Here is an 18863-nt window from a genome sequence, read left to right as displayed (position 1 = left end):
TGTGACGGACGCGGCCGGCCGCTGGCGTTCCTGGTGACCGGCGGAAACGTCAACGACTGCACTCGCTTGCAGCAGGTGCTGCAGGCGATCCGCGTTCCCCGCCTCGGTCGCGGCCGGCCTCGGACGCGCCCTGACCACGTGGTGGCCGACAAGGGCTACAGTTCCCGCGCCATCCGCATCTACCTGCGACGGCGCGGGATCAGCCACACCATCCCCGAGCGGGCCGACCAAGTCGCCGGCCGTGCCAGGCGGGGCAGCAGGGGCGGCCGTCCACCGGTCTTCGACCCTCAGACCTACAAGCGCCGCAACGTGGTCGAGCGCTGCTTCAACCAGCTCAAACAGTTCCGCGCCCTGGCCACCCGCTACGACAAGACCGCTACCTCATACACCGCCGTGGTCACCATTGCAGCACTCCTGCTCTGGCTCTAGGCGACCACTATGAAGACAGGCCCTAGCGGCTGCCGAAGTCCTTCGTGACGTTGGTTATGCACCCGATCTTGCGACCTCCGGCTTTCATGCGCTTGATGGCGCGAGTTTTCTCCAGACGGTGGGTGCTCCTAAGCGGCTCGTGGACCTCATCGCTCATCACTCATATGCGCTCCTTGAAGCGCGCACGCGTGGTCTTGAGCACGACCTTGCGGCGTTCGATGATGAGGGACCGTCGGTAGTTCGAGATGCGCTCTGGTATTGCGACATCACCACGACTCCGGATGGCGATGCTACGACCGGCCCTCAGCGTATCGCTGAGATCAAGGAGCGCTATGGTCCGGATAGCCTGGTGACAGAGTTCATTACTGAGGCGTCCCCTGAGCTTCTGGCCACTGTGAATCGAACGGAGAACCGCCTTCCGTCTACCATCGCTTCAGCCTAGATAGGTGTCCAGTTCCTCTCGACTGATCCATCGGATGAGCGCGCACATCGTCCAGCACCCGCCGGTCGCGGTCACGCTGCCGTGGATCGAGAAGGGCAAGCCTGGGGGCGACCTGGTGACGGTGGAGCTCATGTTTCCCAGCCCGAATGGCAGTGCTCCGCATCGCCAACACGTTCAACCACACGTGGCGTGTCGGTCTTGAGCGTGCGGGCATCGTGCCGCCGCCGGCGAAGGGAGAGCGCCGGAAGTCTCACCGCGACCACGGATGCCACGTGCTGCGGCATCGGCGTGGCTCGGTGCCGGGGTCGACATTCGCACGGTCGCTGAACACCTCGGTCACGCCGACCCTGGCTTCACGCTCCGGACGTACACCCACCTGATGCCGAACGCAGCGGACCGGGCGTGCAAGGCCATGGACGCGTTCTTCACTCAAGAGCAAACCGGGCCGAGTGCCCTGGTTGTGCCCTCGGGAAGATCAATATGACGTTTACCCTGGTAGACGCGCGGTGCCCTTACTTCCACTGAAAGTAGACGAACAGGCGGCCGTGGTTCTTGGAGTCCTTGTCGATCCGGTGGTAGAGCGCCTTGATCTCCTTCTGCTCCAGGAAACGCAGCACCTTCTTCTTGAGCTGACCGGACCCCTTGCCCGGGATGATCTCCACCTGGGTCGCCTTCTTGCGTACGGCCTCCTGAATGATGCCGTGCAGCGCCTTGTCGATCTCGCTGCCCTTGTTGTAGATGTCGTGGAGGTCCAGCTTCAGCTTCACGCAAGCGAGTCTAAATCGCCGCTCGACGCGGGACGCGGGGCGAGGCGGGTGACCACGCCCCACGCCGGCAGGGCTCCACGTCAGCCGTTGATGTAGTCGACCAGGGCCTCCCGTTCGCTCTCCAGTTCCTGGATGGAGCTCTTGACGACGTCGCCGATGCTGACGATGCCGGCCAGCCGGCCGTCGCGGACCACGGGCACGTGCCTGATCCGGTGGTTGGTCATGGTGCGGCGCAGGTCGTCGACATTGGCGTCCGGGCCGCAGGTTCGCACCTCCGCGGTCATGATCGATGAGACGGGCATGGCGAGCAGCGCGGCGCCGTGCTCGTTGAGCCGCCGCACGACGTCGCGTTCCGACACGATGCCCGCGATGGACAGACCGTCCTCGGAGACCACGACCGCGCCGATGTTGAGCTCGGCCAGCCGGGCGAGAAGCTCGGACACCGTGGCGTGCGGAGGAACGGTCGCCACACCTGTTCCCTTACTCTGCAAGATCGTCCCGATGAGCATCGACACCGCCTCTCAGGGGGCACCCGGGGGACATGTCCCCGCTTCCGCTCCCGCCGGCCGGCCGGAGCGGCGAATCCTGTTTCCCCAGGCAACAGCGGTCGTCCTACCTCGTCAAGGGCCCCACCCCTACGATGGCGAAATATCACCGCACCCTGGGGGCAGACGATGGCCGAGAAGCTCAACACCGGGAGCCACGATCTCCCGATCTCAGACGCGCTCGCGGAGTTCATGCGCGGCGGCTGGGCCGACACGCGCGAGGACGTGGCGCCGCTGCCGGTCGCCGCGTACGCGGCCAAGCGGCGGGCGCGGCTCGCCGAACGCCTGCCCGGCGAGCGGCTCGTCATCCCCTCGGGCACGCTGCAGGCCCGCAGCAACGACGACGACCACCGGTTCCGTACGCACAGCGCGTTCGCCTACCTGACCGGCGGCCGGCAACCCGACGACGTCCTGGTGATCGAGCCGTCGGGCGACGCGCGACTGTTCCTGCATCCCCGCCCGTCCCGCGCCGAGTCGCAGGAGTTCTACCGCGACCGGCGGTACGGCGAGTTCTGGGTCGGCCGCCGTTTCGACCTCGCGGAGGCCGAGGCGGCGTACCAGATCGAGTGCGCGCACATCGACACGCTGCCGGCCGCGCTGAGCGGACCGGCGCGCGTGCTGCGCGGGGTGGACGCCTCGGTCGACGCGCTCGTCTCCCCCGCGGGCGACGACCGCGACGCCGAACTGGCCGCGGTCCTGTCGGAGCTGCGGCTGGTCAAGGACGAGTGGGAGATCGCGGAGCTGCAGCAGGCGGTGGACGCGACCGCGCGCGGGTTCGAGGACGTCGTGCGCGCGCTGCCCGCGGCCCTCGCGCACCCGCGCGGCGAGCGGTACGTCGAGGGCGTCTTCGGCCTGCGCTCGCGTCTGGAGGGCAACGCCGTGGGCTACCAGTCGATCGTGGCCTCCGGGGCGCACGCGTGCGTGCTGCACTGGATCCGCAACGACGGACGGCTCGACCCCGCCGAGATGCTGCTGCTGGACGCCGGGGTCGAGGGCGACAACCTCTACACGGCCGACGTCACCCGCACGCTGCCGCTGTCCGGCCGGTTCAGCCCGGTCCAGCGGCAGGTGTACGACCTGGTCTACGAGGCGCAGACCGCCGCAATCGCCGTGCTGCGGCCGGGGGTGCGCTTCCGCGAGTTCCACGAGACCGCCATGCGGGTGATCTCCGACGGGCTGCGCGAGTGGGGCCTGCTGACCCGGGCGCAGGCCGACGCGGGCCTGCACCGGCGCTACACCCTGTGCAGCAGCGGCCACATGCTGGGCCTGGACGTGCACGACTGCGCCCGGGCGCGGGCGGAGACCTACCTCGACGGCGTGCTGGAGGAGGGCCAGGTGCTGACCGTGGAGCCGGGGCTCTACCTCCAGCCCGACGACCTGACGCTGCCGCCGGAACTGCGCGGGATCGGCGTCCGCATCGAGGACGACCTCGTCATCACGGCCGACGGCGCCCGCCTGATGTCGGCCGCGCTGCCCCGCCGCGCCGATGAGATCGAGTCGTGGATGGCCGCCCTGGCCGGGTGAGCGTCCCCGCTCCGGGCTTCCGGTCCGGGCCCCGCCGCCCGGACCGGAATCCAGACGAGTCAGTCCGTCGCGGTCCCACGGGTTGCCGACCTGCGCCTCAGAGACGCGGCTGAGGCGGCTCTGCCGGCTCGCCCTTGTAGACGGGGTCGGACGGGTCGTCGATGATCGCCCTGATCCGGTCCGACGCGTCGAGGGCCTTGCCGGCCGCGATCATGATCGCGGTCACGGAGGTGCGGAACCCGTCGGCGTCTGTGCGGTCGGCGGCCTGTACGCACGTCGGGCCCGCGCTCCGGACGTCCAGTCCGAACTGGTGCCAGGATGCCTGCGCACCCGGGTCCGGAACCTGGAAGTAGACGGGTTCCCAGGCGGCCACGTTCATCATGTCCTGGCACAGGGGTCGCATCCTGGCCATCAGGCCGGCGGTGACCTCCAGGTGGCCGTCGCGCATCGCCGGACGTAGCAGTCTCGCCATCGACCTGCCGTCGCCGGCGGCGTGGTCGAGGAGGTATCGGCCACCGAGCCGATACCAGGCGTGGACCTGCCGCCGGCGCATGTCCTGTGATACCGGCAGAACCGGCAGCCCCGCCGTCCGCCGGAAGGCACCCTGCATGGTGACCGCTTGCCGCGCCTTGGTCGCGAGCTGCGCTTCGGAGTCGCCTGCCATGAGCACGGCCGCGGTCGCGAGAGCCGCGCAGGGGACGCCGACCGCTGACAGCACCACGCCGGCGCGCCCTCTTCCCGTCCTGGCGTACGAGGTGGTCGCGACCGGCCGGGGCGCCGGTGTGCCGTCCTTCGTGTGGATCGACCGCCGGGCAAGGCGGATCAGGGCAGCCAGTGCCGTGGCCGCCACCGCGGTGACGGGCGCCAGGAGTAGCGCGCTGTGCGCGACGAAGCCGAACGTGTTGCCCGCCTGAAGTTGCCGCCAGGCGGGGCGCCAGGTGCAGCTGTCGTTGAGGACGCTCAGTCGCCGGACGCATCCGTCGGCGGAGATCAGCACGGTCGCGGCGCCCAGGCCGAGCAGCGCGCCGATTCCCGCGGCGATGAGCGCGGCCGGGAGCCGGAACCGGGCAGAGGCCGCCGCGACCAGGGCGGCGACGAGTGCGCCGGCGGCGATCGCCCACAGTGACCAGATCGCGTAGCTGAAGGCGTACATGCCGCCGCGCTGTCCCGGTCCGGCGTCCAGAGTGTGCAGCCATGCCTGGACGCCGGCGACACCCACCGTCGCGATCGCCGCTCCCATCAGCGCGGGTGCGGTGGCCTGCCGCAGCGCGGGGGCCTGCCATACCGCGGGAGCAGTGGTGTCCGCCGCTGCGCGGTCTCCCCCGGCGGCGCCGGCCAAGCGGAGCCAGCCGGGTCCGCGTCCGGCGGCGCCCGCGGCCCACAGGGCAAAGGGCGTGATCCAGGCCGCGACGGCGGCGACGGGGGTCAGCGGCTGGTACGCCGCGTATCGCAGCACGGCGATCGTCGGGGCCATGACGTCGGTCGTGTCCGGGTGGGCGGTGCCCACACCGGGAAACCAGTGCGCGATGCTCCATCGCAGGCCCGCCGGGTCGAACCAGAACCCGGTGGCGTACATCGCCCCGTAGTAGTTCCACCAGGAGAACCAGGCCGAGAGGATCAGCCAGCCCGCAATGAGGCACAGCGCCAGCGGCCATCGCAGCGTCCGTCCCGGCCAGGACGCGGCGGCGAGGCGGGCGCACTGGGAGGTCCAGCACGTCACGGCGACCGCGGCAGCCACGACCAGCACCAGCACCCACCATCTGCCGGGCAGCCACAGTTCCCCGGTGGTCTGGCCGCTGACCAGCGATCCGGCGGTCAGCCCCAGACCCAGCCACAGCCCGGCCCGCGCCCCCGTGGGAGCCGGCCGGCCCAGCACGGCGGCGCGGACCACCGCCCGCCACAGCACCGCTGTGGCTGCCGCCGCGACCACGGCGGCCGGGACGGCGGCGAGGCCCTGCCCGAGCCAGTCGCTCAGGTCACCGACGTGAGGTGCGACGATGTGCCCCATCAGGTGGAAGTTCATCAGCGTGGCACTGGCGCCGGTCAGGAACATCAACAGTGGACTCACCGCGAAAAGCGGCGCCGGGTCGTCGAGGGCGTCACGGCGGATCTCCCACCTCGGGTGGGTGCGCATCCGGTCCAGCAGGACGCGCGACAACCGGGACAGACCCCGGTGCCCGGCCGGCGTGGGCATCGCGGCCCAGACGTGCTCCAGCGGCGCGCCCCATCGGCTGGCCGTCAGGTCGGCATACAGCTCCCTGCTGCGCAGCACGTCCGCCCGGGCGAAATGCACCACGATGGCGATGACCACGGGAACGGCCAGATAGTGCATGCTCACGGCGGTGAGCGCCGGGCCGGCGCCGGCCGCGATGCCGAACACCCCGAGTCCCGACCACCACAGCAGGAACGGCGTGATGACCAGCAGGATGAACGTCCGCCACAGGGCGACGGTGGCGTAGGTGATCGTCAGATCCCGGTTGGCGACGTGGCCGAGCTCGTGCAGGACAACGGCGTCGAACGTCCGCGGGTCGATGGTGCGGCAGGCGACCAGTCCGCCGTCCAGAAGCAGCCGGGGGCGGCCGTTGGTGCCGAACACCGCGGCGCTCCTGCTGATCGCGGCCGGCGCCATGAACAGTTCCGGCACCTGCACGACGCGGCCCGCGGCCAGTTCCGCGACCCGCGCGGCGATCTCGGAGCCGCCGGGGACGAGGTCCAGGCGAACGCAGCGGCCGCGAAGCTGCTTCCACAGCGGCAGCAGGGTCGTGGCTGCGGCCGCGACGGCGACGACCACCGCCGGCCCGGCCAGGATCTGCCACAACGGCGGAGGTGGTGCGTGCCGGGCCACGCAGGGCAGAAACGCCAGCGTCTGCCCGACCATGCGCGTTGCCGCCGCTACCGCATGAGCGGGGTCGAAGTCGACGCCGGCCGCCAGCTCACACCCTTCGTAGTCGCCGGGGTGAAGCGCGGACACCACCGGCACCAGCAGGTAACCGCTGGCGGCCACGAGCAGGAGCAGCAGCAGCGCGAAGCGGGAGTTCGTGCCGGCGCCGAGTATCCGTTCGTCGAGCCTGGCCCGGCCAGGCTCGACGGTGGTCACCGCCTCTCCCTCACATCGACTTCACCGTGGGATTCGCCCGGCTCGGCCAGCGCCAGACCGGCGATGACGCCGTCGGCGATCCGTTTGGCCCGACTCTCCGACAGCCCGGCCTCGGCGGCCGCGTCGAGGACCATCTGCTTGACCATCGCCTGCTGCTCGCGCGTGAGGCGAGGGATGGTTTCGGGCTTCGCTTTCCGGCGCCGAATGCGCCGCCACAGTGACGCCGAGCCGCGCGCCGCCTGGTCCACGGCTGCGTCGGCCAGCTTCTGGCGGGCGCTGTCCAGCGTCAACCACAGCAGCGGAGCCACCGGCGGAACGACGTCGGCGAGTCCGAAGCCGAGCGGGTCACGCCCGTGCCTGCGCCGGCGCAGCCGGGCCAGCACCTCGGCGTCGCTGTAGCGCAGCAGCCCCTCGACCACGACCGCTTCCTCCGGCGCGCAGTCGGCCACGACCCTCCGTACGACATCACGGACCAGAACCTCAGCGGAGCGTTCGGGCTGCGTGTTCAATGTCCCGTCGCTGGTGGAAGTTCGCTGACTTCGGAATCGGCCCCCCTGGGCGTGATGCTACAAGCGCTGATCGACGCGCATCCCGTTATCCGCACACGAATGCGTAGGACGCCGCGAATCGCCGGCAGCCGGCGAGAGCCACAGCCGCGGGTCGAGGCGAGTGAGCGGCCGAACGGCCCAGGTCACCCACTCGTCGTCGCATCTCGATGTACTGGCGCGCTCACGCCGGACCCACGGATGGCGCGGTCAGGGCGATGGTCACGTGCCGACCCGGTCCTTCACGAGCCGCACACATGCGGCCGCGACCCATCTCGGATAGGTCAGCTCACCCGGGATGTAGATCCAGTAGCTGGACCCGCCGCAAGAGCGGTAGTAGCCACCGCTCTCGCTCTGGCACAGCGACGGGAGGTACTGGCCCGCGTACAGCGTCGTGATGACGTAGCCGGACGTGGTGCTCTTCTGGGACCGGACCGAGACGGCGCTGACCCCCGGCGCCGGAGTGACGGAGCAGGTGACCGCGCCGGCCGGGTGGGCGACGAAGACCACCGAGGCTGCCGCCGCCATCATGGTCACCGCGGCGGCGACGCCGACACGTCTCTTCGATGTCGTCGTTGCTTCCTCTCCCCACGAGCTCGATGGTCACGCAACCTGCGCCGCGGCACGGGGCCGGGAGAACGCCGGCTGTGGCGTCCTGGGCCCCAGTTCACGTGATCGTCACATCGCTCCCCTACAGTGGCCCTCGTGCGCCCCCCACTGGCCGTGGCCGGCCACACCGACGACGTGCTGGACATGGTCGCCGGCACCCTGACCGAGGCCGAGCGCGAGCGCGCGGAGCGTTTCACCCGCAAGCGGGACCGCCTCGACTTCGTCGCCGCCCACCTGCTCGTACGGCACTGCGCCGCGGAGCTGCTCGGCACCCGCGCCTGCATGCTGACCGTGGTGCAGCGATGCGAGAGCTGCGGGCAGGCCCACGGGCGGCCCTGGCTGGCCGAGGCCCCCGAGGTGTCGATCAGCCTGGCGCACACCTCGGGCTACGTCTGCGCGGTCGCCGGCTTCGGCCGGGTGGGCGTGGACGCCGAGCACGCCACGAACGGCCCGGCCGACGAGAGGCTGGTGGAGCTCGCGCTGACCCCCGCGGAGGCGAAGCTGGTCGGCGACGACAACCGCGGGCTGATCCGGCAGTGGGTACGTAAGGAGGCCCTGGTCAAGCGGGGAGAGCTCACACTCGACCGGCTGCGCGAGGCGGACCTGTCGGCCCTGCCGCTGGAGGACGGGCTGTCGATCCCGCTGGAATGGCAGGGCCGTCACTTCGTCGAGTGGACGGCCGGCACCGTGATCGCCTCCGCGGTCACCGACGAGCCCGCCAAGCTACGCCTCCTTGGCGGCTGACCGGCCCGGGGTGGGGTCGAGGAAGACCTGCCGGATCTCCGGGAACCGCGCGGTGAGCCGGCGCTCCACCTGGTCGGAGGCGAGCTCCAGCCGCTCCCCGGACGTCTCGTCGCGGAAGTCGACCTTCGCCGCGACCATGACCTGGCCGGGGCCCATCATGACGGTGACCAGCTCGACGACGGCCTCGACCTCCGGCTGGGCGGCCAGCTCGCCGCGGATCTCTTCCTGCAACCCGCGCGGCGCCGCCTGGCCGATGAGCAGCGAGGCGTTGGTCCTGATCAGGGTCAGCGCCACGCCGAGCAGCAGCAGCCCGATGACGATCGAGGCGACGCCGTCCCACACGGCCGAGCCGGTGAGCTGCGACAGCAGCAGGCCGACGCCGGCCGTCGCGATGCCGATCAGCGCGGCGAAGTCCTCCAGCACGACCGCCTTGAGCATGGTGTCGGAGGTGCGGTGCAGCAGCCGCCCGGGGCTCACCCGCCAGCGGCGGGCCTCGCCGCGAAGCTGCCGCAGCGCCCGCCACAGGGAGACCGACTCGATCGCGAAGGACACCGCGAGCACGAGGTACGACACCCCGATGTCGCCCAGGTTCTCCCCCGCGGTGATCGTGTGCCAGCCGTGCGTCAGCGAGAACCCGGCACCCACGACCAGCGTGAAGCAGGCCGCCACGATCGCCCACAGGTAGGCGGCCCGCCCGTGGCCGAGCGGATGACGGGGGTCGGCGGGGCGCTCGCCGTGCCGGATCGCGGCGAACAGCACGACCTCGGTGGCCGTATCGGCGGCCGAGTGCGCGGCCTCCGACAGCATCGCCGAGGAGGAGCTGAGCAGGCCGGCCACGAGCTTGGCCAGCGCGATGGCGAGGTTGGCCGCGCCCGCGACCACGACGGTGCCGAGGCTCTCACCGTTCTCGCTGTCAGGCATTCCGCTCCGTCCGTCGAATTGATCTTATGCTGGTGGTCATGGAAGCCCCCGATTGGCTCACCCCGCAGGAGCAGAGCGCCTGGCGGGCCCATCTGGCCGCCCACCGCCTGCTCTTCCACCAGCTCGACCGGGAGCTGCAGGGCACCGGGCTGTCGCTGAACGACTACGAGATCCTCGTGAACCTCTCGGAGAGCCCCGGCCGCCGCATGCGCATGAGCGAGCTGGCCGACGCGACGATCCAGTCGCGCAGCCGGCTGTCCCACCAGATCTCCCGGATGGAGGCCGCCGGCCTGGTGACCCGGCAGGACTGCGAGGACGACCGGCGCGGCACGTTCGCCGTGCTGACCGACCACGGCTGGGAGACGATCCAGCGGGTGGCGCCGGATCACGTGGCGAGCGTCCGCCGGCACTTCATCGACCTGATGACCCCCGAGCAGGTGTCCGCCCTGGAGCAGATCTACACACCGATCGTCGACCATCTCCAGGCGGTCCGCGGCACCCGGTGAGGGGGCTGCGGGACGGCACGGGATGAGCACCGGCCCCGACTTCCCGCGACGGGTCATGCCAAACCGATTCTCGCGCCAGAGCGCGTGCCGGCCCCGCCCGCTCGCTACGATCCGGCTGTGCGAACAATCCTCGGGCTCGTCGTGGCCGGTTTGCTGCTCGTGACCGCCTGCAGCGCGAAGAGCGAGACGGCCCTGCCGGACGGTCCCGCGTTGCTGAAGCGCTCGGCCGAGGCCATGCGGACGGTCAAGACGGTCGCCTTCACGATCGAGACCAAGGACAAGCCCGCCGTACCGGTCCGGCACGCCGAGGGCAGCCTCACCCGGGAGGGCGACGCCAAGGGCACGCTGCAGATCGAGATCGCGGGACTGCAGGAGATCGAGTTCGTGCTCGTCGGCGACAAGGTCTACTTCAAGGGACCCACCGGCGGCTTCCAGACCATGACCCGGCAGCAGCTCATGGCTCTCTACGACCCCTCCGCCGTGCTGACCGGCGTACCCGACCTGCTGTCCACCGCGAAGGACGTCCAGACGCAGGCGGAGGAGAAGGTCGGCGACGCCGCCGCCTACCGGGTGACGGCCGCGCTGTCGCAGCAGGTGCTGGCCAAGCTGGTCCCCGGCGTCCAGCAGGGGGTCACCGGCACGCTCTGGATCGACAAGGCCACCAGCCGCCTGCTCAAACTCGACCTGCCGCTGACCGGCGGCTCCGTGGCCGTGACCCTGGGCGACTACGACGCCCCCGTGACCATCGCCCCGCCCGCGTCGTGACCGACGCCACCGGCGCGGCCGGGCAGACGCGCGCGACCGGGACGGCCGGGCCCACCACACGGCACCGGCGTCTCGCGCTGGGCGTCGGCGGGGCGGCCGTGCTGCTCGCCGCGCTCGACGCGTACGTCGTCGTCACCGTGCTCGTGGACGTCGCCGCCGACGTCGGCGTGCCGCTGAACCACCTGGAGCGGGCGACCCCGGTCGTGACCGGGTTCCTGCTCGGCTACGTCGCGGCGATGCCGCTGCTCGGCCGACTGTCCGACAGGTACGGCAGGCGCCCGCTGATCCACGCCTGCCTGGCCGGGTTCGCCGCCGGTTCTCTCGTCACCGCCCTGGCGGCGAGCGTCCCGGCACTGGTCGCGGGCCGTACGCTCCAGGGCGTCGCGGGCGGCGCGCTGCTGCCGATCACCATGGCCCTCATCGGCGACCTGTGGGACGAGCGCGTCCGGCCGGTGGCGCTCGGCGCGGTCGGCGCGGCGCAGGAGCTCGGCAGCGTGCTCGGCCCGCTGTACGGCGCGGGCCTGGCCGCGCTCGCCGGATGGCGCGGCATCTTCTGGGTCAACCTCCCGCTCGCGCTGCTGGCCGCCGTCGCCGTGCAGACGGCCGTCCCCGGCGGGCGCGAGCCGTACGGCCGGCCCTCTGACGGGGTGAACACGGGGAAGGTGGACGCGGGCGGCGGCGTCCTGCTCGCGCTGGCGCTCGGCCTGCTGGTCGCCGGGCTCTACAACCCCTCCCCCGACACGGCCGTGCTGCCGCCGTGGGGACTGCCGTGCGTGGCCGCCGGGGCGGTCGCGGCCGTGCTGTTCGTGCTGTGGGAGATCCGCTCGCCGGTCCGCCTGCTCGACCTGACGGGCGTGCCCAGGACACCGCTGCTCGCCACTTTGGCGGTGAGCCTGCTCGCCGGGGCGGCGCTGCTGGTCACGCTGGTCGACGTGCAGCTCGCGGCGCAGACGCTGCTCGGCAAGGACGCGGTGGGCGGCGCCCTGGTGCTCACCCGGTTCCTCGCCGCGCTGGCGGTCGCGGCGTTCCTCGGCGGGATCCTGGTGCGGCGGTTCGGCGAGCGCCCGGTGGCCGTGGCGGGGATGGCGGTGGCCGCCGCGGGCTACTGGATGATCTCCCGGTGGCCGCTCGACCTGGCCTCGGCCGGCGTGCGGATGGACGTCGACCTCGTGGTGGCCGGCCTCGGCCTCGGGGTGGTGATCGCCCCGGTCTCGTCGGCGGTGCTGCGCCTGGTCCCGGCGGCGCAGCACGGCGTGGCGTCGGCGGCGGTCGTGGTGGCCAGGATGATGGGCATGCTGCTGGGCGTGGCCGCGCTGTCGGCCTGGGGCTTCCACCGGTTCCAGTCGCTCACCGCGCACCTGGACACGCCGCTGCCGTTCGGGGTGGACGCGGCCGAGTACGCCCGCAGGCTCGCGGACTACACGGCGAAGGTCCAGGCGGCGCTGCACGCGGAGTACACCGAGATCTTCCTGATCACGTGCGGGCTGTGCGTGCTCGGCGCGGCCGCCTCCCTCGCCCTGCCCCACCGCCGCGCCTGACCCCGGTGCCCCTCCGGGTCAGGCGCCGAACCAGCCGGGCACGTCGAGGCGGAAGACGTCCTGCGGCGTCACCTTCCGCAGGTCGGCCTCCAGCGCCCTGAGCCGATCGTCGCCGATGACGCCGGCCCAGCGCGCCCGCAGGTCGTCGAAGATCCGGGCCGAGCGCACCAGCATGTCCACGCCCGACGGCGTGAGCCGTACGATCTTGCGGCGCGTGTCGCGGGGGTCGCGGGCGCGCTCCACGTAGCCGATGCGCTCGAGCGTCTCGACCGTCTTGCCCGCCGCCTGTTTGCTGACACCCAGCGTGCGGCCCAGCTCCACCGCGGTCGTGCCCTCCGTGCCGATCGCCTGCATGACGAATCCATGCATGGGCCGGGCGTGCGGATGCCCCTGGCGGGCGAGTTCGGCGTGCAGTTCGTCGATGAGGACGCGAAACCCCAGGAAGAGCCGCAGGGGCAGCTCGAAGCCGGGCGGGTCGATTGACAAGATAGACAACCAGGTTCACTATTAACGACAACGACGTTGTCTATCTTAGGAGACGCCGGCGATGCCTGTCATCCGTCATGCCCAATGCCGCAGATCCGAGACCCCGGCCGGGGTCATGACCACCTTCGCCTCGCCCACTCTGGGCGGCGCCGCCCGAGCCGTGTGGCGCGTCGAGGCGACCCCCGCGACGAGCGGGCCGCTGCACGACTTCGACGCCGAGCAGGTGTGGACGTTCCTCGGTGGGACCGCCACCGTCGAACTCGGCGGGGAGACGTTCACGGTCGCTCCCGGCGACACCGTGGTCATGCCGCCCTCCACCCCGCGCCGCGTCACCGCGGGCGCCGGTGAAGGCTTCACCGCCGTCGTCACCGCCCCCGCCGGGGCCAGGGCCGTCCTGCCCGACGGCACCGTCCACGGCGTGCCGCCCTGGATCGCCTGACCTCGGGCCCGCTCTCTCACACCAAGGAGTCACGACATGCCTGTCATCCGTTCCGCCGACAGCCGCAGGAGCACCACGCCCAACGGCGTCATGACCACCCTCGCCTCGCCCACCCAGGGAGGCGCCACCCAGGCCGTGTGGCGGGTGGACATGCCGGCCGGCAACAGCGGTCCCTACCACGCCGCCGACGGCGAGCAGGTGTGGACCTTCCTCACCGGCGGCGCGACCGTCGAACTCGACGGCGAGACCGTCGGCGTCGAGGCCGGGGACACCGTCGTCATGCCCGCGGACGTGGGCCGCCGGATGCACGCCAGCACCGAGTCGGGCTTCACCGCGATCGTGGTCGCACCGGCCGGCTGCGAGGTCTACAACCCCGGCGGGGTCACCGCGGCGGACGCCTGCGACCTGGCGCCCAAGGGGACCGACCGGCTCCTGCCGCCCTGGACCCGCTGACACGGGCCCCTCGTCTCCCGGTGCGAGGTCCAGCCGGGCTCGCCTCGCCGCAGTGCCGGACGGCCTGCCCGGCCTGTCGGCAGGGGCGGACCGGGTCTTGCCGGCTTCCCGCGCGGTGAATTTCCCGGCGGACAGGGACGGGTGTCCCGGGTGCTCGGGACACCGGACGGTCCACCATTGCGGCGTACCGTTCCGGCTCTCGCCGTCGCCCCGCAGAACCCCCGGGGCTCGTCCCTTCCCGACTGAGGAGGCCCCATATGCGCAAGGTGTTCTTCGGGTTCGCCGTTCTGCAGCTCGTCGCCGTGCTCGCCCAGTTCTACCTCGCCACGTTCGGCGCGTTCGAGACCCCGCACCCGGCGCCGGGCGACCCGAACGCCGCCATCAACTACCACGCGATGAACGGCACGATGGTGATCCCGCTCGTCTCGCTGCTGACCACGATCGTGGCCCTGATCGCCCGCGCGGGCGGCAAGGTGGCGGGCCTGTCGATCCTGCCGTTCGTGCTGGTCGCGGTGCAGTTGTTCGTCATCTTCCCGCTGGCGGAGATCGCCGGCGCGACGGAGACCGCGACGACCACGGCCAGCCTGGTCGTCATGGGCTTCCACGCCCTCGACGGCGTGGCGATCCTCGCCGTGGCCGTCGTCGTCGTGCGCCGGGCCCGCGCCCTGGTCAAGGGCGCGCCGGTCGCGGCCCCCTCCGGGGCGCACGTCGCGGCGTGAGCACCGCACGGCTGATCGCTCTCGATCAGATCCTGTTCGTCCTGGTCGCGGCCGCCTGGGCCGCGACCGCCGGGGTCGCCCTGGCCGGTCTGCGGCAGCCCGCCGCGGCCGGACGGCGGACCCGCCTGATCGCCGCGGCCCTGTGGGCCGCGGCGATCGTCGTGACCGCGCTCAGGATCCCCGTCACGCTCGGCCTCGCCCGGGCGGGCTGGTGGTTCGTGGCGGAGAAGGTCACGTTGGCCCTGCCCCTGGTCGTCCTTCCCGCGCTCGCCTCGGCGGCCGTCAGCCTGCCCCGGCTGCTGCGCGCGCCGTCCGGAAGCGGCGCTCCCGTCCTCTCCCCCCGGCTTGTCGCGTTCCCCCTGCTGGTCACCGCGTACGGTGCGGTGGCCGGGGTCGCCTGCGGGGTCGTGATCTCCTATCCGGTCACGGGCGGCGGGGCGGCGGCGGTGCTCGCGCTGTTCGCCGCGGCGTCCGTCGTGTCATGGCGGCTGCTCGGCCCGGTGCGCACGCCGGGCGACCGCTGGCAGGCCGCCGGGACCGGCGTGCTCGCGCTCGCCGTCGCCCTGACCGTGGGCGGCGGCTGGTCGGGCGGTCACCCGCACTTCGGTGACCACGCACGCGCCCAGGGCATCTCTGTCGACCTGCTGCGCGGCCCGGCCGCCTCGGCAGCGGGCGGGCCGTCGGGGGCGAAGCCACGGGTCCGCCGCTTCACGCTCACCGCACAGCCCGCCACCGTACGGCTCGCCTCCGGCCCGATCGACGCGTGGTCGTTCAACGGCCAGGTGCCCGGGCCGGTGCTGCGGGTGCGGCAGGGCGACCTGGTGGAGGTCACCCTGCGCAACCGGCTGCCCGGACAGGCGGTGACCGTCCACTGGCACGGGTACGACGTGCCGTCCGGTGAGGACGGTGTGCCTGGCGTCACCCAGAACGCCGTGGCGCCCGGGCAGACCCACGTCTACCGGTTCCGGGCCGAAGATCCCGGCACGTACTGGTATCACAGCCACCAGAACTCCAGCATCGCCGTGCCGCGCGGGCTGTTCGGCCTGCTGGTCGTCGATCCGGCCGCCCCGCTGCCGGAGAGCGAGGACCACGTCCTCGCGCTGCACACGTTCGGCACCCGGCCCACGCTGTCGGTGGACGGCGCGGCGCCGACGGACGGGCTCGCCCGCCTCGCACTGCCGCCCGGCGCCCGGACGCGGCTTCGCGTGGTGAACACCGACACCCGGCCCGTGGTCCTCGGGCTGGGCGGCGCGCCGTACCGGATCGCGGCGGTGGACGGCGGCGACGTGCCGGGGGCGACCGACCTGGACGGCGCCCGTCTGCACCTCGCCGCGGGCGGCCGTTACGACCTGACCTTCACCGTGCCCTCCGGCCCGGTGCTGCTGACGGCGGGGGACCGCCCCGCTCTGCTCGTCAACGGGCCGTCGGCGCCTCCGGCGGCGGCCGGGCCGATCGTGGACATCACCCGGTATGGCGCGGCCACCGCCCCGCCGGCCCGGTTCGACCAGGAGGTCACCTGGGTGCTGGACAAGACCCTCGCCATGGCCGACGGCCTGCCACGGCTCGCCCAGACGGTGAACGGCAAGGCGTGGCCGAACATCCCCACCCCCGTCGTACGGCAGGGCCAGACCGTCAGGATCAGGGTGGTGAACCGGGGCACCGACACCCACCCGATGCACCCGCACGGCCACCACGTGCGGATCCTGTCCCGCAACGGCGTGCCCGCGACCGGGCTGTCGATGGACACCTTCGACGTCGCCCCCGGCGAGGTCTGGGAGGTCGCCCTGGTGGCGGACAATCCCGGCATGTGGATGTCCCACTGCCACGACCTGGCGCACGCCGCTCAGGGAATGGAGTTCCACCTCGCCTACGAGGGAGTCACCACGCCGTACGAGATGGGCGGCGGCAACCACCCGGCCTGACGCGCGCGGTCAGGAGCGGAGGTAGGCCAGCACCGCGAGGACGCGGCGGTGCTGGTCGCCGTCCTCGGCGTGCAGGCCGAGCTTGGTGAAGATGCCGCGGATGTGCTTTTCCACCGCGCCTTCGGTGACGACGAGGCGGCGGGCGATCGCGGGGTTCGACCTGCCCTCGGCCATCAGCGACAGGACCTCGCGCTCGCGCGGCGTCAGCGAGGCCAGCGGGTCGTCGCGCCGCCGCCGCACCATCAGCTGGGCGACGACCTGGGGGTCGAAGACCGTCCCCCCGGCGGCGACCCGCCGCAGGCCGTCCATGAACTCCTCGACGTCGACCACGCGGTCCTTCAGCAGGTAGCCGACCGCTCCGCGGGCGTCGGCCAGGAGGTCGTCGGCGTACGACACCTCGACGTACTGCGACAGGATCAGCACGGGCGCGCCGGGCGCCTTCTCCCGCGCCTCGACGGCGGCGCGCAGGCCCTCGTCGGTGAACGTCGGCGGCATCCGCACGTCGACCACCGACACGTCGGGCCGGTGGGCGACGACGGCCTTGACCAGGTCCTCCCCCGTGCCCACGGTCTCGACGACCTCGCAGCCGAACTCCTCCAGCAGGCGGACGAGCCCCTCCCGGATGAGGACGGCGTCGTCGGCCACCACTACGCGCACGGAACCTCCGCCGTGATCAGTGTCGGCCCGCCCGCCGGCGACCGCACCGACAGCTCGCCGTCGACGGCCCGCAGCCGGTCGGCCAGGCCGGACAGGCCGTGTCCCTTGGCGACGTGTGCGCCGCCGACCCCATCATCCCCGATCGTGAGGATGAGCGTGTCGCCGATCCTGGTGAGCCCGACCGAGCAGGACGTCGCCCTGCTGTGCTTGGCCACGTTGGTGAGCGACTCGGCGGTGACGAAGTAGATCGTGTTCTCGATGAGCGCGGGATACCGCTCGGCCGTCTGGACGTCCAGCTCCACCGGGACCGTGCAGCGGCCGGCCAGGGCGGCGAGCGCCGGCGCGAGGCCGCGGTCGGCGAGGATCGGCGGGGCGATGCCGCGCGACAGCGCCCGCAGCTCGTCCAGGGTCTCCCGGGTGGCGCTGATGGCCTTGCCGATCGTCTCGTGCGCGGCCGTGGCGTCCTTCTGCAGTTCCCGCTGGGCCCGCGACAGCTCCATCGCCAGGTGGACCAGGCGCTGCTGGGGCCCGTCGTGGATGTCGCGCTCCAGGCGGCGCAGCGCGTTCGCCTCCGCGTGGGCGGCGGCGTGACGGCCCTCGGTGAGGTCGTCGATGCGCTCCTGCAACTCGGCGACGCCGGTCAGCAGCGACCGGCCCAGCGACGCCTTGATCAAGGCGCAGGAGCGGACGACCGGATAGAGGGTGATCGCGGCGACCACCCCGATCGCGACGTAGAAGACGCTGTTGACCATGTAGCCCCGGCCGAGGCCGAGAAGTTCGGGCAGCTCGGTGTTGCCGGGGATGTTCGAGGTGATCCACCCGTACAGCGGATAGGTCAGCCCGGCGAGAGCCAGCGCCCACCAGACGACGGTCACGCAGAACGCCACGATCGCGACCGGGAAGGCCAGCAGCGCGTGCAGCACGTCGAGCCAGGGCTGGCCACCGGCGAGCGGAGTGACGGTCCTGCGGAACACGCCCGCGCCGGGCGGCGATGTCGGATAGCGCGGCCGGGGCAGCTCCCTGCCCAGCACCGCGCGCATGCGGAGCCGCTCGACGTCGCCCATCCCCCGGGCGATGAGGAGGGTGAGGGCGAGGACGGGCACGCCCAGCCAGACCACCAGCAGGCCGGTGCCGGCCGACAGGCCGGCCACCGTGAGGCAGAACGTGATCGTCGCGAGGGGGAACCCGACGAGGATATAGACCGTGTCGCCGCCGAGGCGGGAGAGAAGTCGGCGCATGTCCCCAACGCTATTGACCCGCCCGCCGCAGATCGATCCGGCGAACGGCAGTCCCGGGGGTAGGGCATTCCCTACCCCCGGGGCCCGGCGGCCTCGGAGAACGGCAGCGGCCGGGTCGCGTAGCCGGTCTCCACCACGTCGGCGTACCACTGCCGCTCCCTGTCGGAGACCAGGCTCCAGCAGGAGTCACCGTCCTGCGGCACGACGGCGTCCAGGTAGACCAGGCCGGCCACCCGGCCGGGCAGGCGGTCGGCGACGCCGGTGATCACCATTCCGCCGTAGCTGTGGCCGACCAGCACGGCGTCCCGGACGTCCTCGGCCTCCAGCACCCCGGTGACGTCCCGGATGTGCGTGTCGAGGTTCACCCCGCCGTCCAGCAGGTGGGCGCGCTCGGCGAGTCCGGTCAACGTCAGCGGAACGGCGCGGTGCCCGTGGCGGCGCAACCCCTCGCACAACTCCCGGAAACACCAGCCGCCGTGGCACATACCGGAAATCAGGACGAACATGGCCATCTGGT

At 72.2% G+C, this 18863-nt stretch carries 20 protein-coding genes; 10 read left to right on the top strand and 10 right to left on the bottom strand.

Annotation, left to right across the window (positions count from 1 at the left end; all coding sequences use genetic code 11):
• A partial coding sequence (locus IL992_RS10150) for an IS5 family transposase (RefSeq protein WP_193203038.1) occupies positions 1-429 on the top strand: 429 nt, incomplete at its 5' end.
• A 954-nt stretch (positions 430-1383) separates the two neighbouring features.
• Here IL992_RS10150 and IL992_RS10145 read toward each other — a convergent pair.
• Positions 1384-1638: a Smr/MutS family protein gene (locus IL992_RS10145; protein WP_030509549.1), complete on the bottom strand. Its 255-nt coding sequence runs from the start codon at positions 1636-1638 to the stop codon at positions 1384-1386.
• A gap of 80 nt (positions 1639-1718) precedes the next feature.
• Positions 1719-2147 (bottom strand): CBS domain-containing protein, encoded by a 429-nt coding sequence (locus tag IL992_RS10140; RefSeq protein ID WP_193203037.1) that lies wholly within the window; start codon positions 2145-2147, stop codon positions 1719-1721.
• Positions 2148-2312: 165 nt separating this feature from the next.
• Here IL992_RS10140 and IL992_RS10135 point away from each other — a divergent pair, with 165 nt between their 5' ends.
• Positions 2313-3707 carry an aminopeptidase P family protein gene (locus IL992_RS10135; protein WP_193203036.1) on the top strand — a complete coding sequence of 465 codons (1395 nt, stop codon included), beginning with the start codon at positions 2313-2315 and terminating at the stop codon, positions 3705-3707.
• 97 nt (positions 3708-3804) lie between these two features.
• Here IL992_RS10135 and IL992_RS10130 read toward each other — a convergent pair whose 3' ends face one another.
• The 3 genes from IL992_RS10130 to IL992_RS10120 all read right to left on the bottom strand — a co-directional run bounded on the left by IL992_RS10130 (position 3805) and on the right by IL992_RS10120 (position 7880).
• Positions 3805-6804 (bottom strand): M48 family metalloprotease, encoded by a 3000-nt coding sequence (locus IL992_RS10130; protein ID WP_193203035.1) that lies wholly within the window; start codon positions 6802-6804, stop codon positions 3805-3807.
• Positions 6801-7253, bottom strand: coding sequence for a hypothetical protein (locus IL992_RS10125; protein WP_226872590.1), 453 nt, complete (start codon positions 7251-7253; stop codon positions 6801-6803). The genes IL992_RS10130 and IL992_RS10125 overlap by 4 nt, the downstream gene beginning before the upstream one ends.
• Positions 7254-7571: 318 nt before the next feature.
• Positions 7572-7880, bottom strand: a complete 309-nt coding sequence (locus IL992_RS10120) for a hypothetical protein (protein WP_193203034.1) — start codon at positions 7878-7880, stop codon at positions 7572-7574.
• Positions 7881-8054: 174 nt separating this feature from the next.
• On the opposite strand from IL992_RS10120, the gene IL992_RS10115 reads away from it, so the two are divergent.
• Complete coding sequence (locus IL992_RS10115) at positions 8055-8702, top strand: 4'-phosphopantetheinyl transferase family protein (RefSeq protein ID WP_193203033.1); 648 nt, start codon at positions 8055-8057, stop codon at positions 8700-8702.
• Here IL992_RS10115 and IL992_RS10110 read toward each other — a convergent pair.
• Positions 8682-9623, bottom strand: coding sequence for a cation diffusion facilitator family transporter (locus tag IL992_RS10110; RefSeq protein ID WP_193203032.1), 942 nt, complete (start codon positions 9621-9623; stop codon positions 8682-8684). The genes IL992_RS10115 and IL992_RS10110 overlap by 21 nt on opposite strands.
• A 38-nt stretch (positions 9624-9661) precedes the next feature.
• Here IL992_RS10110 and IL992_RS10105 point away from each other — a divergent pair, with 38 nt between their 5' ends.
• The 3 genes from IL992_RS10105 to IL992_RS10095 all read left to right on the top strand — a co-directional run bounded on the left by IL992_RS10105 (position 9662) and on the right by IL992_RS10095 (position 12432).
• Positions 9662-10129 carry a MarR family winged helix-turn-helix transcriptional regulator gene (locus IL992_RS10105; RefSeq protein ID WP_193203031.1) on the top strand — a complete coding sequence of 156 codons (468 nt, stop codon included), beginning with the start codon at positions 9662-9664 and terminating at the stop codon, positions 10127-10129.
• A 117-nt stretch (positions 10130-10246) separates the two neighbouring features.
• Complete coding sequence (locus IL992_RS10100) at positions 10247-10894, top strand: LppX_LprAFG lipoprotein (protein ID WP_193203030.1); 648 nt, start codon at positions 10247-10249, stop codon at positions 10892-10894.
• Positions 10891-12432, top strand: a complete 1542-nt coding sequence (locus IL992_RS10095) for an MFS transporter (RefSeq protein ID WP_193203029.1) — start codon at positions 10891-10893, stop codon at positions 12430-12432. Before IL992_RS10100 ends, IL992_RS10095 begins: the two co-directional genes overlap by 4 nt.
• A gap of 18 nt (positions 12433-12450) precedes the next feature.
• Here IL992_RS10095 and IL992_RS10090 read toward each other — a convergent pair whose 3' ends face one another.
• Positions 12451-12927, bottom strand: coding sequence for a MarR family winged helix-turn-helix transcriptional regulator (locus tag IL992_RS10090; protein ID WP_226872589.1), 477 nt, complete (start codon positions 12925-12927; stop codon positions 12451-12453).
• A 52-nt stretch (positions 12928-12979) separates the two neighbouring features.
• Here IL992_RS10090 and IL992_RS10085 point away from each other — a divergent pair, with 52 nt between their 5' ends.
• The 4 genes from IL992_RS10085 to IL992_RS10070 all read left to right on the top strand — a co-directional run bounded on the left by IL992_RS10085 (position 12980) and on the right by IL992_RS10070 (position 16451).
• Positions 12980-13357, top strand: a complete 378-nt coding sequence (locus IL992_RS10085; RefSeq protein ID WP_193203028.1) for a cupin domain-containing protein — start codon at positions 12980-12982, stop codon at positions 13355-13357.
• Between the two features lie 36 nt (positions 13358-13393).
• Positions 13394-13810, top strand: coding sequence for a cupin domain-containing protein (locus IL992_RS10080; RefSeq protein ID WP_193203027.1), 417 nt, complete (start codon positions 13394-13396; stop codon positions 13808-13810).
• Between the two features lie 257 nt (positions 13811-14067).
• Complete coding sequence (locus IL992_RS10075) at positions 14068-14529, top strand: DUF6220 domain-containing protein (RefSeq protein ID WP_193203026.1); 462 nt, start codon at positions 14068-14070, stop codon at positions 14527-14529.
• Positions 14526-16451, top strand: a complete 1926-nt coding sequence (locus IL992_RS10070) for a multicopper oxidase family protein (protein ID WP_193203025.1) — start codon at positions 14526-14528, stop codon at positions 16449-16451. The genes IL992_RS10075 and IL992_RS10070 overlap by 4 nt, the downstream gene beginning before the upstream one ends.
• Positions 16452-16460: 9 nt before the next feature.
• Here IL992_RS10070 and IL992_RS10065 read toward each other — a convergent pair whose 3' ends face one another.
• The 3 genes from IL992_RS10065 to IL992_RS10055 all read right to left on the bottom strand — a co-directional run bounded on the left by IL992_RS10065 (position 16461) and on the right by IL992_RS10055 (position 18858).
• Positions 16461-17108, bottom strand: coding sequence for a response regulator (locus IL992_RS10065; protein ID WP_079315801.1), 648 nt, complete (start codon positions 17106-17108; stop codon positions 16461-16463).
• Positions 17099-18346 carry a sensor histidine kinase gene (locus IL992_RS10060; protein WP_193203024.1) on the bottom strand — a complete coding sequence of 416 codons (1248 nt, stop codon included), beginning with the start codon at positions 18344-18346 and terminating at the stop codon, positions 17099-17101. Before IL992_RS10060 ends, IL992_RS10065 begins: the two co-directional genes overlap by 10 nt.
• A 71-nt stretch (positions 18347-18417) precedes the next feature.
• Positions 18418-18858 carry an alpha/beta fold hydrolase gene (locus tag IL992_RS10055; RefSeq protein ID WP_193203023.1) on the bottom strand — a complete coding sequence of 147 codons (441 nt, stop codon included), beginning with the start codon at positions 18856-18858 and terminating at the stop codon, positions 18418-18420.
• Between the last annotated feature and the right edge of the window lie 5 nt (positions 18859-18863).

It is taken from the genome of Microbispora sitophila, from assembly GCF_014892245.1.
GTDB classification, from domain to species: Bacteria; Actinomycetota; Actinomycetes; order Streptosporangiales; family Streptosporangiaceae; genus Microbispora; species Microbispora siamensis.
The sequence above is the reverse complement of the archived record's forward strand: the minus strand, read 5'-3'. Positions and strand labels throughout refer to the sequence as shown.